18 protein-coding genes are annotated in these 15,270 nt (G+C 71.8%); 6 read left to right on the top strand and 12 right to left on the bottom strand.

Annotation, left to right across the window (positions count from 1 at the left end; all coding sequences use genetic code 11):
• Positions 1-28 precede the first annotated feature (28 nt).
• The 3 genes from ABCS02_RS29015 (at position 29) to ABCS02_RS29005 (ending at position 1,836) form a co-directional block, all read left to right on the top strand.
• Positions 29-955, top strand: coding sequence for a S26 family signal peptidase (locus ABCS02_RS29015; protein ID WP_345839196.1), 927 nt, complete (start codon positions 29-31; stop codon positions 953-955).
• Positions 952-1,131 carry a hypothetical protein gene (locus tag ABCS02_RS29010; protein WP_345839195.1) on the top strand — a complete coding sequence of 60 codons (180 nt, stop codon included), beginning with the start codon at positions 952-954 and terminating at the stop codon, positions 1,129-1,131. Before ABCS02_RS29015 ends, ABCS02_RS29010 begins: the two co-directional genes overlap by 4 nt.
• A gap of 123 nt (positions 1,132-1,254) precedes the next feature.
• On the top strand, positions 1,255-1,836 hold the full coding sequence (locus ABCS02_RS29005) for a LamG domain-containing protein (RefSeq protein ID WP_345839194.1): 582 nt from the start codon (positions 1,255-1,257) through the stop codon (positions 1,834-1,836).
• 25 nt (positions 1,837-1,861) lie between these two features.
• On the opposite strand, the gene ABCS02_RS29000 is transcribed toward ABCS02_RS29005, so the two are convergent.
• The 8 genes from ABCS02_RS29000 to ABCS02_RS28965 form a co-directional block, all read right to left on the bottom strand.
• Positions 1,862-2,434 carry a signal peptidase I gene (locus ABCS02_RS29000; protein WP_345839193.1) on the bottom strand — a complete coding sequence of 191 codons (573 nt, stop codon included), beginning with the start codon at positions 2,432-2,434 and terminating at the stop codon, positions 1,862-1,864.
• Complete coding sequence (locus tag ABCS02_RS28995; protein WP_345839192.1) at positions 2,415-3,098, bottom strand: hypothetical protein; 684 nt, start codon at positions 3,096-3,098, stop codon at positions 2,415-2,417. The genes ABCS02_RS29000 and ABCS02_RS28995 overlap by 20 nt, the downstream gene beginning before the upstream one ends.
• A complete protein-coding gene (locus tag ABCS02_RS28990; protein WP_345839191.1) occupies positions 3,098-4,600 on the bottom strand; it encodes a hypothetical protein in 1,503 nt (500 codons plus the stop codon). The genes ABCS02_RS28995 and ABCS02_RS28990 overlap by 1 nt, the downstream gene beginning before the upstream one ends.
• Positions 4,597-5,154, bottom strand: a complete 558-nt coding sequence (locus ABCS02_RS28985) for a hypothetical protein (RefSeq protein ID WP_345839190.1) — start codon at positions 5,152-5,154, stop codon at positions 4,597-4,599. Before ABCS02_RS28985 ends, ABCS02_RS28990 begins: the two co-directional genes overlap by 4 nt.
• Positions 5,151-5,780 carry a hypothetical protein gene (locus ABCS02_RS28980; RefSeq protein WP_345839189.1) on the bottom strand — a complete coding sequence of 210 codons (630 nt, stop codon included), beginning with the start codon at positions 5,778-5,780 and terminating at the stop codon, positions 5,151-5,153. The genes ABCS02_RS28985 and ABCS02_RS28980 overlap by 4 nt, the downstream gene beginning before the upstream one ends.
• On the bottom strand, positions 5,777-6,361 hold the full coding sequence (locus ABCS02_RS28975; RefSeq protein ID WP_345839188.1) for a hypothetical protein: 585 nt from the start codon (positions 6,359-6,361) through the stop codon (positions 5,777-5,779). The genes ABCS02_RS28980 and ABCS02_RS28975 overlap by 4 nt, the downstream gene beginning before the upstream one ends.
• Positions 6,362-6,365: 4 nt before the next feature.
• Positions 6,366-7,031: a hypothetical protein gene (locus tag ABCS02_RS28970; protein ID WP_345839187.1), complete on the bottom strand. Its 666-nt coding sequence runs from the start codon at positions 7,029-7,031 to the stop codon at positions 6,366-6,368.
• Between the two features lie 238 nt (positions 7,032-7,269).
• Entirely contained in the window at positions 7,270-8,475 is a 1,206-nt protein-coding gene (locus tag ABCS02_RS28965; protein ID WP_345839186.1) for a hypothetical protein, read from the bottom strand.
• A 157-nt stretch (positions 8,476-8,632) separates the two neighbouring features.
• Here ABCS02_RS28965 and ABCS02_RS28960 point away from each other — a divergent pair, with 157 nt between their 5' ends.
• On the top strand, positions 8,633-9,949 hold the full coding sequence (locus ABCS02_RS28960; protein WP_345839185.1) for an LCP family protein: 1,317 nt from the start codon (positions 8,633-8,635) through the stop codon (positions 9,947-9,949).
• A 16-nt stretch (positions 9,950-9,965) separates the two neighbouring features.
• Here the strand turns inward: ABCS02_RS28960 and ABCS02_RS28955 are convergent, their stop codons facing one another.
• On the bottom strand, positions 9,966-10,172 hold the full coding sequence (locus tag ABCS02_RS28955; RefSeq protein WP_345839184.1) for a DUF6186 family protein: 207 nt from the start codon (positions 10,170-10,172) through the stop codon (positions 9,966-9,968).
• Positions 10,173-10,185: 13 nt separating this feature from the next.
• Positions 10,186-10,812 carry a hypothetical protein gene (locus ABCS02_RS28950; protein WP_345839183.1) on the bottom strand — a complete coding sequence of 209 codons (627 nt, stop codon included), beginning with the start codon at positions 10,810-10,812 and terminating at the stop codon, positions 10,186-10,188.
• Positions 10,813-10,877: 65 nt separating this feature from the next.
• Here ABCS02_RS28950 and ABCS02_RS28945 point away from each other — a divergent pair, with 65 nt between their 5' ends.
• Positions 10,878-12,287 carry an MFS transporter gene (locus tag ABCS02_RS28945; protein WP_345839182.1) on the top strand — a complete coding sequence of 470 codons (1,410 nt, stop codon included), beginning with the start codon at positions 10,878-10,880 and terminating at the stop codon, positions 12,285-12,287.
• On the opposite strand, the gene ABCS02_RS28940 is transcribed toward ABCS02_RS28945, so the two are convergent.
• Complete coding sequence (locus ABCS02_RS28940; protein WP_345839181.1) at positions 12,274-13,110, bottom strand: UbiA family prenyltransferase; 837 nt, start codon at positions 13,108-13,110, stop codon at positions 12,274-12,276. The two genes, ABCS02_RS28945 and ABCS02_RS28940, sit on opposite strands and share 14 nt — an antisense overlap.
• Positions 13,111-13,191: 81 nt before the next feature.
• Between ABCS02_RS28940 and ABCS02_RS28935 the strand changes: the two genes are divergently transcribed.
• Positions 13,192-14,346: a glycoside hydrolase family 3 N-terminal domain-containing protein gene (locus ABCS02_RS28935; protein WP_345839180.1), complete on the top strand. Its 1,155-nt coding sequence runs from the start codon at positions 13,192-13,194 to the stop codon at positions 14,344-14,346.
• A gap of 66 nt (positions 14,347-14,412) precedes the next feature.
• On the opposite strand, the gene ABCS02_RS28930 is transcribed toward ABCS02_RS28935, so the two are convergent.
• The coding region (locus tag ABCS02_RS28930) for a hypothetical protein (RefSeq protein ID WP_345839179.1) at positions 14,413-15,270 on the bottom strand (858 nt) is incomplete at its 5' end.

Here is a 15,270-nt window from a genome sequence, read left to right as displayed (position 1 = left end):
CCCCACCCGAAGGGCCAGGCGGTGCAGCGTGCCACCCCCGTCGCGCTGCACCGCCGTCACCACCATGAACGCTCCCGCTCGCACCCGTGCCCGCCTCGCGGCGATCATCGCCGCCGGCCTGGTCGGCGCCCTGATCGCGATCCTCGTCGCGTCCTGGAGCGCGGGGTGGCGCTGGTTCATCGTCGAGTCACCCTCGATGGGTCGGACCGCCCCCGTCGGCACCCTCGTCGTCACGACACCCGTCGCGGCATCCGCCGTGCACGTCGGTGACGTCATCACCTTCGACCCGCCGACCTCCCCGGACGAGACCTACACGCACCGGGTGCGGGAGATCACCCCCACCGGGCAGCTGATCACCCGCGGCGACATCAACGGGGCGACGGACCCGTGGCAGCTCAGCGGACACGACCTCGTGGGCAGGGCCGCCGCGATCCTCCCGGGCTGGGGCTGGCTCATCCGCTCCCTGCCGTTCCTGTTCGTGGGTGGGGTGGTCGTGTGGGCGCTCACGGACTGGTTCGCGACCGCGCGCTGGCGGGCTCCGCTGCGCGTCATCGGCGCGAGCCTGGTGTTCGCCGTCACCGCCGCGATCCTCCGCCCGTTCGTGGGCGTGATGGTCCTGGCCACGCAGTCCACCCACCACGGGGCGAACGCGACGCTCGTGTCCACCGGGCTGCTGCCCATCCACGTGCAGGCCGTCGGCGGCACCGGCGTCGACCTGGTCAGCGGGCAGGTCGGATCCGTCCACGTGCCCCGCCTCGCCGACGACGGCTACTACCACCTCGCCGCCACACCTACGTTCAACCTCCTCGGCTGGATCATCGTCGGAATCGTCTGCGCGGCGCCGCTGCTCTGGTGCCTGATCGTCGGACTCCCCGGCGAGGAGCCGCAGTCCGCGGAGCCGAGGCCGGACGAGCCGCACCGCGGGAGGACCAGGCTGGGGGAGGCGACAGCGTGACGCTCACCACGCGCGTCCTCCGCCGCCTCCCGTTCCGCTGGCCGGTCGCTGTGGGGCTCGCGGCGATCGTCGCGCTCGTCGTCGTCTCCGGAATCGTGCCGTCCACGTCGGGCGGGTTCCTCGCGCAGGTGACGAACGCCACGAACACGGCAGGCACCGCGCCCTACTTCACCTGAAGGGCGGCGATCAGCGACCCCGGCCTGGGCCCACTGGTCGCCCTTCCGCTCACCGAGGCGGCGGGCTCCACCACCGCGACCGACATCTCCGGCACCTCGAACACCGGCACCTACCGCGGGCCGATGACCACGACCGGAACCCTCACCGCCTCGGACGCCTGCCCGCGCGACCCGGGCACGGCCTGGCAGCCTCGCGCGACCGTCAGCTACATCACGTCCGCGACGTCGCGCACCGCCCCGACCCAGTACTCGCTCGAGGTCTGGTTCAACACGCTGGCGACCGGCGGGACGCTCATCGGCTGGGGCGACACCAACACCACCGCCGCACCGCTGACGACCGACCGGCAGCTGTTCATCAACAGCACCGGGAACCTCGTGTTCGGCGTGCTCGACTCCAGCGACGTCAAGCACACCATCACGGCGCCGACAGCGCTCACCACGAGCACCTGGTACCACGCGGTCGCGACGTTCTCACCGGCGACCGGGATGAGGCTTTACCTCAACGGCGCCCTCGTCGCCTCCGACCCGACCGTCACGACCTCATGGTCGTACTTCGGCTACTGGCGGTTCGGCTACGACAACCTGACCGGCTGGGCCACGCCCACCCCGTCGTACTTCTTCCACGGGTCGATGCGATTCGCGGCCGCGTACTCCGCCGTGTTCACGCAGGCCCAGGTCACGGCCCACTACAACGCGGGTCGGTGAGTTCCGTGGCCGTCCGGCCGCCGGCTCATTCCGCCGCGACCGGCGGCAGCGCCCGGCGCCCGCCGCGCCGCGACGGCGGCTTCTCCCGCCGCCGCCCGAACACGATCACCGCGACCAGCGCCGCCACATAGGTCGCGACCGCCGCGATGCCCAGCGGGGTCCTGGCCGCGAGCGCGATCGTGCCGGCCACGGGGATGACGCCGACGAAGCTGCCGACCGACGAGACCACGTACGGCAGCGGGTCCTCCGTCGCGTTGGCGTCGCCCTTCAGGCGCAGCGTCGTCACGCCGCCCTTCGTCGCGGCCTCCTTGACGCGGTGCGTGATGAGGCCCGTGCCACCGTCCTGCCGCGGCACCGTGACGATGTCGCCCTTCACGACCTCCGACGCGGGGACCGTGCGGTAGAAGATCAGCGACCCGACCGGCAGTGTCGGCTCCATCGAGCCGGAGATCACGACGACCGGGCGCAGGCCGAACACCGCGCAGACGGCGACGGTCACGATCGCGACCGCGCCGAGGACGGCCGAGAAGGTGAGCAGGGCCGAGCCGAGCCACTGCCAGAGGGAGCGGCGGGGGCGCTCACGACGTCGACGCGCCATCGAACTCCACCTCCAGTGCGGTCTGACCGAAGTTGTAGGCGACGGTCGGCGGAGTGTCCTGGTAGTAGAGGCTGATGGTGAGATCGTGCCGGCTGCCGACGTTGCCGGCCACCCACGCGCTACCGTCGCTGAGCGCGGGCGCACCGCGGGGCGCGAGCCTCCCGATCACGCCCGACGCGCTCGCGACCGGGACGCCCTGGGTGGGGTCCGTCGCGCTCCCGCCGACCAGGAGCTGCCCGGTCGTCGTGTCCACGACGGTGACGAGGAGGAATCCGGTGATGTTCGGGCTGCTGCCCGCCTGGCCGTAGCCGGCCGGGTCCGACGGCTTGACAGTGACCGTCACAGCAGAGGCGAGGTCGGGGGAGTTGTTCGCCACCCCGAGGTTCACCGTGACCGTGCGGCCGGGCACGAAGCTGTCGTCGCCGGCAATCGGTACGGCTACAGCCTGACCCGGCTGCGCCTGGGCGACCTGCTCGCCCGGGAGGATGGAGACGATGTCGAACGGCGCGGAGCCGATGCCGTCCGGGCCGACGTTCAGCAGGGCGGAGTCCGTGAACGCGCTCATGGTCTGTCCTGCCGTGACCAGCGCGGCGGTCACGACCAGCGTGCCGGCGGCGACGGTGGCCAGGGCGATCCGTCTCTTCGGTGTCTTCCGGTGCTTCATCACGCCCCCGGCGGGATCATGGTCGTCAGCCCCTGAACGGCGGTCGTCGGCGTGGTGTTCGCCGCCCAGTTGTTGATGATGGACGAGTACGTGTTGTTGTTGCCGCCCGCGGTCCCGCCGCCCCAGTTGACGTAGGAGCCGTCGGCGTTCAGCGCGGCGCCGGAGTAGCCGAACGCGCCGACGGCCTTCACGCTGCTGCCGAGCGGGAGGATCTGGGCGGGGGTGACCTGGTTGGTGGTCGACGGCGTGCCGAGGGTCGGGTCGGGGCCACGGCCGAACGAATAGCGGCCGTAGATGTAGACCTGGCCGGAGGCGCCGAGCACCTGGACATAGTCCTGGCTGGGGGCGACCGCTTCGACGGGGTCGTCGTTCGGCAGAGTCAGCGCTATCGGCTGAGCGCTGACGGGGCCGGAGACGTACGGGCGACCGTTGCCGTAGTTTGTCGCGTCGCCCCAGGTCACCAGGTGACCGCCGTCGAAGACGAGCTGGTTGCCGTAATAGTGGCCGGTGAGCGAGGTGATGGTGCAGGTGTCGGCGGCGGAGCCCATGACGACGCCGACGGTGTCGCACCCGGACTGCGCGAACGCCGACAGGATGGTCGACCGGAACGGGGCGTTCCGGTTGACGCCCAGGTTGTCTCCGGACGGATCGGACGCGAACGACGATCCCGAGTTCGCCCAGCCCCACCAGAACACACCGGTGGTCGAGTCGTTGGGGTTGAAGTTGCCGCGGACCGCCCAGCCGTTCCACATCCCGGCGCCGATGCTGTGCACGCCGGACATGATCAGGGACGGCGTCGGCGAGGACGCGGTCGCCGTGCCCTGGCCGGTGATCCCGCGAGCCTGCGGGTACCCCCAGGTGTAGAGATCGCCCGTGCTGGTGAGCGCCATGAAGACGCCGGAGGACGAACGCAGGTCCACGACGGTACCGGGGATGGTGACCGGGCCGGGCTGCGTGTACGGGATCGGCGAGCTCGGGCGTCCCATCACGTTGTTCGCGTTGCTGCCGCCCCAGGTGTAGACCGTGCCGTCGTCGGACAGCGCGGCCAGCCCGGTGTAGTTGATGTCGGTCGGGTAGTAGTCGTCGAGGCTCGTGCCCGCGATGCGCACGATGTAGCGGTGGTTCCGACCGGTGTAGCCGGTGTTCGGGAGGATCACAGGCGACGGCGGGGCCGTGGAGGGGACGGTCAGCGTGCCGTTGCCGGCGAGGCCGTTCCCGCGGAAGCCCCACACCCAGAGCGTGCCGTCGTCCTGGAGCGCGGTCGCGGTGTTGGCGAGGTACGTGTTCGTCGGAACCATCCGGGTGCTCTGGGTGGTGAGCGGCGACTGGACCGCCGAGGTCTCCGCCTGGGCGGTGTCCCGGTAGGCGGCGGACGTGGACGGCACGATGAGGAGCGCGGTGAACGCCGCGGCGACGAGGCCGACGACGCCCGCGACGCGAGGTCCGGTACGTCTCAGCGCCGGGCGTCTGCGCGCCGCTCGATCGAGCGATGGGCGTTTCATACCTGTTCACCGGCCTTTCGACGACGGAGTCGGAGCAGGACGCCCGCGACGAAGAGCGCGAGCGGGACGCCGACGCCGATGACGGTGAGACCGGTGTCGGCGAGCGGCGGGGTCGGGGCGGCCTCCAGCGAGCTGAGCCGGAGCGTGAACTGCGCGCTCAGTCCCTGGTACTCGTTCCCCGCGGCCGAGTCGAGGACGACTTCGCCGGAGACGGTCTTGGCGCCGCCGCCCGCGACCGTTCCGAGCGGTACGGCGTCGCCGCCGATCAGCCGGCGCAGCGGGGTCTGGGGGATCACGGTCACCCCGTCCACCCGCACGCTGACCTGCAGCGCGTCGTCGATCCGGGAGGCGTCGCCTGCGACGTCCAGCACCGCGAGGGAGACCGTCGACGCGGAGGACGACGGGTTCTGCACCGTCGCCGACCACTCGCTCTGGTGGCCGGGCCCCGGCATCTGCACGGTCACGATTTGCGTTGCGGCAGGTGCGGCGGCGGCAGGCAAGGTTCCGCACAGGCTGAGCAGCGCGACGGCGGCGACGATGACGGCGCGCCTCACGAGGTGGCCCCGTCGAACCGGACACCGAGCACGAGGGCCCGGTTGAAGACGTAGGGGTTCCCGATCGCGTGCGGCAGGGACACCTGCACCTCGATGGCTTTGGGAACGGATTGACTCCAGCCCGTGACGACAGGCGGGGACGCGTTGATCGCGGCGGCGGTGGAGGCGCTCGCGACGGCCGTCCCGTCGACGGAGATCGTGTAGAGCGCGTAGTCGTAGGGGTCGGCTCCCGGCCCGGTCGCGCCCGGGTCGCTCGGCCTGCTGCCGGGGTACGCGTTGTACAGCGTGATGCGGACGGGGCCGGTCGCCGGGGTGGTCGTGACGACCCGCAGGTCCACCGTCGCGGCCGAGGCGAGCGTGATGGCGCCGCTTCCCGAGGTGTCGAGCGCGAACGGGGTGGGGTTGCCCTCCTGGACGGCCCCTCCCGAGTCGAGGAACGCGATGTTGTAGCCGCCACCGATTGCGCCGTTCGTGCCGAGTCCGGGCGTCGACTGATCGGTGAACGCGGCGGAGGTGGTGCCGATCGCGGAGGCGCCGAGGACGACGCTGAGGCCGAGGAGGCCGGTCGCGGCGAGCGCACCGCGCCGGGGTCGCGTGGAGGTCGAGGCCGCCCGCCGCCCGCTCACAGGCTCGCCCCGGTGAACATGAGCCGGATGGGGGTCGTCGAACCGTTCACCGACGCCGGCGCGTCGGCCGGCAGGGTGACCTCGACGTCCAGCACCCGGTCGGCGCCGGGCGCGGTGGCCCCGGTGAGCGGGATGTCCGCCGCGCCGGTCGCCGGTACTGCGGCCGCGTACACGTGGCCTCCTTCGGAGATGGTGAAGCGCAGTTCGGGGAACAGGGGGTTGGGGGACGCCGGGTCGACCAGGTGGACGCTGATCGCTCCGGCGAGTCGCGGGCTGTTGTTGCGGACGGCCACACGGGCCTGGACCGAGGAACCGGGTTCGAGCACCGTGGCCGGCAGTGCGACCACGACCGGGTCGGGGCGGCCCTGCTGCCATTCGGCGGCGGTCGGCGTCCAGCCGGGCAGGTCGCTGCCCGCCGTCTGCAGGTCGAAGGTGTTGCCGGTTCCGTCCAGCGCGACGGTGACGTCGGTCCAGTTCACTGTGCTCGCGGCGGTGACGGCGATCGCCGAGGCGACGCAGACTCCCGCCAGTGACAGTGCAGGACGACGCCACCGTCGCGCCGGCATGGTGGATGAGGGCATCAGGTCAGGGAGTCGAGGTGCCGTTGAACTGAGCCTGGATGTAGGCCTTGGAGCCGTTCAGGTCGTTGTCGGTGTAGGTGGACCCCGACTCCGCCTGGGTGAGCAGCCGCACCTCGATGGTCACGTCCGACTGCTCGCCGGCGGCGAGGCCGTTGAGCGCGAGGGTGCTGAGCTGGGCGTACGTCTGGTCGGTCACGCTGATCGGCGTCGCCCCCAGGGAGGTCGCCGGCTGCGTGATCGTGAACCGCAGGCTGGCCAGGTAGTTCGGATCGGTGACGTCCGGGGGTGCGTCCGGGAGCTGCAGGAGCCCGAGCGACAGCGTCGAGTTCAGCGTCGCGGACGCGTTCCTGACGGGGATGTCGACCGAGATCGGGGTGCTCCCGGGGAAGAGCGTGTTCGCTCCCACGAGCTCGATCGGCGCGCCGGCCGGGGTGTTCGCCTCCTGCCACGAGCCGGGGATCTGCGCACCGGTGACGGGGTCGGTGTCGACCACCTGGATGTTGTACTGATCGGCGCCGATCCCGTTCGCCCCGAGGTTCAGGTTCGCGAAATCGGTGAAGGCGGCGGCGGTGATCCCGGCCGCGACGGCGACGACGGCGCCGAGGCCGATCACCGCCTTGGTCCTCCTGGACATGCCGTGCTTCTCGGGCGCGGCGGCTTGCTGCGTCATTGCTCTCCCTTGGTGTCTCGGACGGCCTCGCCGTCATCAGGGACGTGACGGTAGCACCGCGGTTTTCCGGTGCCGGGGCGCGGGAATCCGGGATTCTTCGGAGAGTGGACGGCCGGCGATCACGGCTGAAGGCGTGGGATTCGTCTGGGCTTTCACCCTCGCCGCGCCCGGGCGTGTCGCGGCGACGGCCGCGCCTCACGCACGGGTGAGATTCGCCGGTGGAGAGAGGATCCGGCTCTCACCTCACGGGCGGGGACTCGACCGTGACGCGGATGCCGTCGGTGGTTCCGCGGATGCGCGCGCTGTGGACGCCGGCCGGGCCGGGAAAGTCCGGGCCGCGCCCCCAGAGCTCAGTGCCGGCCGCGTAACGCGCTTCGACCGACTCCTCCGTCATGTCCGGGTCGTGCCAGAGCGGCAGGATCACCTCGCACTGGACGCCCCGCCCGTCCGCGATCGTGCAGGCGGCGGCGTCGCTGTCCGCGGTCTGCTGGAGGAAGGTCCGGAGCTCCGCCTCGTAGGTCGCCAGGATCGGGCCGGCCTCGTCGGCCGGGGGCGGCGGATCCTCGCCGGCCAGCGGCAGGCCCACGAACCCGTTGAGCGCGCTCGCGCTGTCGGCGGCGCGGGCCGAGAATGCGGTCCGCGGGCGCGCGAGGCGGTCGGCGACGTCGGTGACGGAGGTCAGCAGGCGCGCCACGGACTCCGGATCGCTCGTCTCGATGTCGACCCGGGGTCGCTCGTCGGTGCGCTGCTCGGTGTGGACGATCCGGGACACCTGCGGCTGGGCCGCGAGCTGGTCCAGGGCGCCGAGCAGCTCCAGGGACGGGCCATCGGCGGCGATCTCCACCGAGCCCGAGCGTGAGGTCGCGTGAGGCGGCAGTTCCACAGTGACCCTCGTGAGCTGTCCGGTCCCGAATCCCGGGATGCCGCGAAGGGCCTCCGCCGTGCTGACGAGCGGAGCCGACCCGACCGACAGGACCTCGGACTTGATGTCGACCCGCTCGGCGACGGGCATCCGGCGCAGCGCGTCCGCGGCCTCCAGCGCCGCCGGGAGCCGCGCCGTGCCCCGCTGCGAGCGTGCGTCGGAGATGGTCACGGGCGCGAGGCCGCGACCCTCCGGCACGACGGCTTCGAGTATCACGTCCTCGGCAGCGGTGAACGGCGTGGCGTCGAGGGTCGCGGCCGCCGTGGCTGCCGCGGTGGTCAGGTCGCCCGCCGTCCGCAGCCGGACGTGGATGGCGACGGTCCACGCGCCTCCGCTGTATCCGCCCGTGACGCTCGATCGCGCGGACTCGACGCCCGGCTGCCCACGCACCTCGCGCGCGACCCTCGCCGCCGCCTCGGCCAGCTCGCTCGGCGGCTCCGTGCGCGGTGCGCATCCGGTGAGGAGCGATGCGAGAGCGGCGATGACGGAGAGCAGTGCGAGTGGGCGACGCGGTGGAGCCATCCCGCCAGTCCACCCCGGAACGGCGACGGAGAGCGTCCCTCTCGGTGCGGAACCGCGTCATCCGGACGGTGTATCCGCGTGCCCCCGCACCTCAGGAAAGCGCCCATCGCTTAGTATTCACCCAGTTCCGTTCGTCGAACCGCACCGGGGGATCCGCATGACCGACCTGCCTCGCCGTCAGCAGCGTGCGCGCGGGCCTGCGCCGGTGCGGCACGGGAGGCTGCCCCGGCGGAGGCTGATCGCCTCGGTGTCGAAGCTGCTCGCGGGCGTCGTCGCAGTGGCCGTGGTCAGCAGCTTCTCGGTCGCCGCGTACGCGGTGTGGGACGTCGCGCGCTCGGTCAAGCACGGCGTCACCCTCGTCACGCTGCCGGGGCACACGGCCGTCCCGCAGGACATCCCGAACGTGGGCGCCATCCCGGGCGGCGTCAACCTGCTGCTGGCGGGCACCGACAGTCGCACGGGTCTCGGCGGCGTCTACAACTCCGCCGCGGAGCAGGACGCCAGCTCGGGCGCGGGCAACAACGACGTCACGATGCTGCTGCACATCGCGCAGGACCACAAGAGCATGATGGTGATCAGCTTCCCGCGCGACCTCATGGTGCGCATCCCGACCTGCCCGACACCGGACGGCAAGGACACGGTGAGCGGGTCGTCGTACGCGCAGTTCAACACGTCGCTGTCGCGCGGCGGGCTGGCCTGCGTGGTGCTGACGGTCGAGAAGCTCACCGGCGTGACGATCCCGTTCGCGGCCGTCATCAACTTCGACGGCGTGAGTGCGATGTCCACGGCCGTCGGCGGCGTGACGGTCTGCCTGGCCTCGAAGGTGAAGGACGACTACACCAACCCGCCGCTCGACCTCCCGGCGGGGGAGAGCACGCTCGTGGGGGACCAGGCGCTCTCGTTCCTGCGGAGCCGGCACGGCGTCGGAGACGGCAGCGACCTCGGCCGCATCTCCAACCAGCAGGTCTTCCTCTCCGCGCTCGCGCGCAAGATCGTGAGCGGGGGAGTGCTTGGCAACCCGGTGCAGCTGTACGCGCTCGCCAAGGCCGCCGTGCAGAACGTCACGCCGTCGCAGACGCTCACCAACCCGACGACGCTGGTGGAGATCGCGCTCGCGCTCAAGGACACCGGCCTGCAGAACATGGTCTTCCTGCAGTACCCCGCGGTGACGGACCCGGACAACGTCAACCGCGTCATCCCGGACGAGGAGGCCTCCACCGCGGTGAACAACGCGCTGGTCAACGACCAGCCGGTGGCGCTCACCGGCACGACCGGGCGCGCCGCGGAGGACCCGAGCGCGACGGCGACGCCGACGCCCACCGCCACGGAGACCGCTGCCCCGCCGGCCGTACCCGCCACACCGACCGGCACCGGGACGCCCGCGCCGACGAACTCGTCCGGCGCGGTCGAGCTGCCCTCCAACGTCACCGGTCAGACGGCAGCACAGCAGACCTGCACGAAGGGCAACAACTAGTCGGACCGTCGGCTGGTCAGGCTGTCGGCGGCGTGACCAGGAAATGCCAGCCGATCCACCACCAGAACAGCAGGATGGTGACCCGCGCCGCGCGGTCGGCCATCACGCGGTCGAGGAGGCTGCCGAGCGGGGCGATCCGGTCGGGGCGGCGCCGGGACTGGACGACGAGCGCGACGATCAGAACGCCGCACAACACGAAGCCGCCGATGGTGACCCACCTCATGCCGGCCCCCCGTTCATGCCGGCCTCCCGCGCCGCAGCAGCGCGTACCCGCCGAGCAGCCAGCACGCGACCAGCAGCACCCGCGCCGGCGGCCAGGCCAGCACAGGGTCGAGCAGATCGGAGAGCGCCGGGTAGGCGGTCGTGCTCCCCGAGAGGTCGCGGCCGAGGAAGAACACGCCGATCTCCCACAGGCAGCCGGCGACGAGGACGATCGACCACAGGATCGCCGCGCGGCGCACGGCCGATCCGGGCGATCCGGTCTCCGGCCGGGACCGGTCTGCCCAGGCCACCGGCAGCAGCAGCACGCCGAGCCCGACGACGATCGCCGTGTCCGCCGGGCTGTAGAGCTGGGTGAAGCCGAGCGTCAGGGACGCGACCGCGATCAGCGTCCCGGCGAGGACGCGGCGGGAGACGGTGTCGCGGGCGGCGGGCATCCGCAGCGGGACGCGCAGCCAGCCGAGCGCGTCGAGCGTGAGCACCGCTGCCCCGGCGACGTAGATCCCGGAGTCCACGGGCGCCCCGCGCACCGCGTGGAAGACGGCCGTGATCACGAGGACGCCGATCCAGCCGGCCCGCATGACCGTGGTCGGGTCCGGCCGCCGCCGGCCGGAGGATCGCTCGGAGCGCGACAACTCGGACACGAGCCAAACCGTACGCCTGGCGCGCATGCTTGCGCGATCAGCACGCCGGGACGTTGAATGAGGACATGGCCACCGAGAAGATGACGTCCCTGCAGTTGCGCGTCCTGCTGATCGCGATCCTGGCCAGCTTCGTGGCGTTCCTCGACGGCGCGGTCATCAACGTGGCGCTGCCCGCGATCGACCGGGAGCTCGGCGGGGGCCTGCCGCTGCAGCAGTGGGTCGTCGACGCCTATCTGGTGACGCTCGGCTCGCTGATCCTGATCGCGGGCTCGCTCTCCGACGTGTTCGGGCGCAAGCGCATCCTCTACGTCGGGCTGATCGGGTTCGGGATCACGTCGCTGCTGTGCGCGTTCGCGCCGAGCGGGGTGTTCCTGGTGCTCTCGCGGGCCCTGCAGGGCGTGGCGGGAGCCCTGCTCGTCCCCTCCTCGCTGGCCATCATCATCTCCCGGTTCGAGGGGCCGGCCCAGGCCAAGGCGATCGGGCGCTGGACGGCGTGGACCGGCATCGCCATGATCGCGGGCCCCGTGGTCGGCGGGTTCTTCGTCGACGCGCTGTCCTGGCGCTGGGTGTTCGTCATCAACGTGGTGCCGATCGCGGTGACGCTCGTGCTCATGTGGACGCTGGGCGACACCGACAAGGGGATGGGCGGCCGCGTCGACATCATCGGCGCCGTGCTCGGGTCGGTCGGTCTGGCCGGGACCGTGTTCGCACTGATCGAGCAGGGCGCCTACGGGTGGGGCAGCCCGCGGGTCTGGATCCCGTTCGTGGTCGGCGTGCTGTCGCTCATCGGCTTCTTCTTCGCCGAGACCCGGGTCAAGCAGCCGATGCTGCCGCTCGGACTGTTCTCGGTGCACAACTTCTGGGTGGGCAACCTGGCCACGGCGTTCGTCTACGGCGCGCTGTCGTTCGGGCCGCTCATGGTGACGCTCTTCCTGCAGCAGGTCGCCGGGTTCTCGGCGTTCGTCGCGGGCTTCGTGTTCATTCCGTCCACGCTCTGCATGCTGCTGCTGTCCAGCTACTTCGGCGGGCTGGCCGGGAAGTACGGCCCCCGCTTCTTCATGGCGGTCGGGCCGATCGTCGCCTCGGCCGGTTTCCTCTGGCTGCTGATGGTCGGCACCAGCGTGGACTACTGGTTCGAGCTGCTGCCCGCGGTGCTGCTGTTCGGTGTCGGGCTGTCGATGACGGTCGCGCCGCTGACCAGCGCGATCCTGGGCTCCATCCACCCGGGCCAGGCGGGCATCGGCTCCGCGGTCAACAACGCGGTCGCCCGCATCGCCGGACTCCTGACGATCGCGATGGCGGGCATCGTGATCGGTCAGAAGCTGGACGTGGACGGGATGCACCGGGCGATGCTCGCGACGGCGGGCCTGCTCATCGTCGGCGGCGTGGTGTCGGCGATCGGCATCCGCAACCACGAGCCGGCCGCCGCGCCGATCGCGGTCGCGGCGGAGAAGCCTCCCGCTATCCCGAAGTGATCGACTGGCCGGCCAGGGCCAGCATCGCCACGTCGACGACCGCGCAGGTCATGATGAGCTGCATGAGCAGCCGCGTGGGGCTGCGTCGCAGCAGCAGCACGACACCCGCGACGACGGCTGCCAGCCCGATCACGAGGCCGACGAGGAGCAGCGGACGCACCGGGAGTCCCGGTCCGGACGTGATCAGCACGGTCGCGACGGCGAGGCAGCCGAACGCGAGCAGGCCGCTGGCCCGCGCGCCGAGGCGGTGCGGGAGGCCGCGGATGCCGGTGCGGGCGTCGTCGGCGAGGTCAGGCAGCACGTTGGTGACGTGCGCCGCGACGCCGAGCAGCGCGCCGGCCGCGAGGACCCACGGCGCCGGCCACGCCGGCTGCTCCTGGCCGAGCGTCGCGATCGCGGGGAGGAGCCCGAAGCTGACGGCGAACGGCACGAAGGAGGCGGCGGTCGACTTGAGCCCCAGGTTGTAGGCCCAGCCGCCCGCGATCGCGACCGCGTGCGCGATCAGCGCGCCGACGCCGAGGAATGCGGTGACGGCCAGAGAGAGGACGAGCGCGACGAACGCGGACCCGCGAACGAGGCCGAGCGGGACGTCGCCGCGCGCCGCAGGCTTGTCCGCTCGCGCGACCTCCCGGTCCCTGGCGGCGTCGAGCCAGTCGTTGGACCAGCCGATCGAGAGCTGCCCGAGCAGGATCGCGAGCGCCAGGACGACGAGCCGGCCAGGCGGGTAGCCGAGGCCGACGCCGAGGCCGACGGCGACCACCGTCACCACCGCGGTGGGTCCGGGGTGGCTGGCGAGCAGCAGCGAGATCGGCTTGGACGCCATGCCGCCATCGTAGGACGCGCCGCCGCGGGAGGGCGACGGCACTCGGAGGGGCCGTCAAGGGCTGAGGGTTACCATCGGGTGATGCGCCGCGCCCGAGGGATGACGGCCGCCGCCCTCCTGGTGCTCGCGACGACGCTCGGTGGGTGCGCGGCCGGCGGTTCGGCGCACCCTCGGGAGGCCACTCCGAGTCCGTCGGCCCGGGCGACCTCGGCTCCCGCCCCGATCCAGGGCTACGCCGACGAGCGCCTGCGCAACATGACCCTCCGCCAGAAGGTCGCGAGCCTGTTCATGCTGCACGCGTCCGGCACCGACCCGGCGGCGCTGCGCGGGTTCGTGGACCGCTACAGCCTGGGCGGCGTCATCCTGATGCCGGACAACATCCCCGCGACACCGCAGGCGCTCACGGCGGAGACCGCGGCCACCCGCGCGTCGGACCCGGGCCTGCCGCCCCTGGTCGGGATCGACGAGGAAGGCGGCGACGTGACCCGGCTGCCGTGGGACGGCCAGCCCGGCGCCGAGACCCTGCGCACGCTGCCGCCCGCCGCGACGCAGCAGGCGTTCGCGCAGCGTGCCGCACTGCTGAAGCAGGCCGGCGTGAACCTCAACTTCGGGACCGTCGCCGATGTGACGGCCGACCCGCACTCCTTCATCGCCGACCGCATCCTGGGCACCGACCCGGCGTCGGCCGCCGCGCGGGTTGCGGCGTCGGTGACGGGGGAGCGCGGGACGGTGCTCAGCACGCTCAAGCACTTCCCCGGCCACGGCGAGACGGACGCCGACTCGCATCACGCGGTTCCGACCGCCGCCGTCGACCACGCCCGCTGGGCCGCGCAGGACGCGCCGACCTTCCGCGCGGGCATCGCGGCGGGGGCGGAGGTGGTGATGTTCGGCCACCTCGCCTACAGCGGGGTGGACGCGGCGCCGGCCTCCCTGTCGCCGGCCTGGCACCGCATCCTCAGCGACGAGCTGGGCTTCCACGGCGTGAGCATCACCGACGACTTGCGGATGCTGCAGGACACCGGGCTGCCGCAGTACCAGGACGCGGGCGCGAACGCGGTCGCCGCGATCGCGGCGGGCAACACCATGGTGCTGATGATCCAGGGCGCCGAGGACCCGGACGCTCTGATCGGCGCGGTCGTCGCCGCCGTGCAGAGCGGCCGGATACCCGTCGCGCAGGTGGACGCGGACGCCCAGGCGCTGCTCGTGCTGCGGCGGTCGATCGCCGCGAGCGGCTGACCGCCCGGGATGAAATGCGGATGGACCAGGCAGAGCGGTGCGCTCCGCCTGGTCCATCGCGTCGTCTCAGTACTTCAGCGTCAGCGAAGCCTGGTACTTCGGGAATCGCGCGAACGTGTACAGGATGATCAGATCCCCGCCCGGATTCGTGGTGTTCGACGCCTTGGCGCGCACCGCAGGCACGATTCCGGCGCCGGTGAGGGAGCCTGCGCCGACGGACTGGCTCGTCTGCTCGGTGTTGTCGATGGGCATGCCGGAGTACGGGAACCCATCCTGCGTCTTCCAGACCAGGTTCGGGCTGCCGGTCGTCCAGAACTGCAGGCGATACTCCATCGAGCCGGTGACACTCGAGAGGCCGGAACCGAGGACGAGCCCCTTCGGGGTCATCGTGTTCGTCGACGCGATCGAGTTGTTGAGCCACTGGCCGGTGAACTGATCGATGATCGTGCCGTCGGGAAGGGTGACGCGGTTGGGAGTCACGTCGATCGTGTTGCTGGTGAGGAGGTTGAACGGATTGGCCATCAAGATCGAGATGGCGCCATCGCTGTACGTGACCCTCAGCGTCATGGTGGCGGAGAGGTAACCGGAGGCGCTGACCGTGATGTCGGTGCTGTCGTTGGTATCGAGGCCCGTCACCGGGATGGTGACGAGGTTCCCGCCGCCGGTGGGGACGACCGCCGGACCGTCGACGACACCGGGCTTGCTGTAGGCGACGTTGACGCTGGCCGGAAGCTGGCCGCCCGCCGCCGGCGTGAGCTGGACGGCGAGGTTCGCCGTGTATCCGCTGCCGATGATGTTCTCGGGGTCGAGGAAGGCGATGACACCGGGCGTGGACGCGGCGTACGCGGGGGATGCCGTCATGAGCGCGATGGCCGGGACGGACCAGGCGGCCGCGCCGATGAGGTTGCGGCGGCCTAGCTGGTC

The sequence above is a fragment of the Microbacterium sp. X-17 genome, assembly GCF_039615055.1.
The sequence above is the reverse complement of the archived record's forward strand: the minus strand, read 5'-3'. Positions and strand labels throughout refer to the sequence as shown.

Bases quoted from the DNA above. Each gene is read 5' to 3' on its own strand.
- ABCS02_RS28995 (WP_345839192.1), bottom strand. From the start codon at position 3,098: ATGAAGCACCGGAAGACACCGAAGAGACGGATCGCCCTGGCCACCGTC.
- ABCS02_RS28970 (WP_345839187.1), bottom strand. From the start codon at position 7,031: ATGACGCAGCAAGCCGCCGCGCCCGAGAAGCACGGCATGTCCAGGAGG.
- ABCS02_RS28935 (WP_345839180.1), top strand. From the start codon at position 13,192: ATGCGCCGCGCCCGAGGGATGACGGCCGCCGCCCTCCTGGTGCTCGCG.
- ABCS02_RS28965 (WP_345839186.1), bottom strand. From the start codon at position 8,475: ATGGCTCCACCGCGTCGCCCACTCGCACTGCTCTCCGTCATCGCCGCT.
- ABCS02_RS28960 (WP_345839185.1), top strand. From the start codon at position 8,633: ATGACCGACCTGCCTCGCCGTCAGCAGCGTGCGCGCGGGCCTGCGCCG.
- ABCS02_RS29005 (WP_345839194.1), top strand. From the start codon at position 1,255: ATGACCACGACCGGAACCCTCACCGCCTCGGACGCCTGCCCGCGCGAC.
- ABCS02_RS28940 (WP_345839181.1), bottom strand. From the start codon at position 13,110: ATGGCGTCCAAGCCGATCTCGCTGCTGCTCGCCAGCCACCCCGGACCC.
- ABCS02_RS28975 (WP_345839188.1), bottom strand. From the start codon at position 6,361: ATGCCCTCATCCACCATGCCGGCGCGACGGTGGCGTCGTCCTGCACTG.
- ABCS02_RS29000 (WP_345839193.1), bottom strand. From the start codon at position 2,434: ATGGCGCGTCGACGTCGTGAGCGCCCCCGCCGCTCCCTCTGGCAGTGG.
- ABCS02_RS28945 (WP_345839182.1), top strand. From the start codon at position 10,878: ATGGCCACCGAGAAGATGACGTCCCTGCAGTTGCGCGTCCTGCTGATC.
- ABCS02_RS28955 (WP_345839184.1), bottom strand. From the start codon at position 10,172: ATGAGGTGGGTCACCATCGGCGGCTTCGTGTTGTGCGGCGTTCTGATC.
- ABCS02_RS28990 (WP_345839191.1), bottom strand. From the start codon at position 4,600: ATGAAACGCCCATCGCTCGATCGAGCGGCGCGCAGACGCCCGGCGCTG.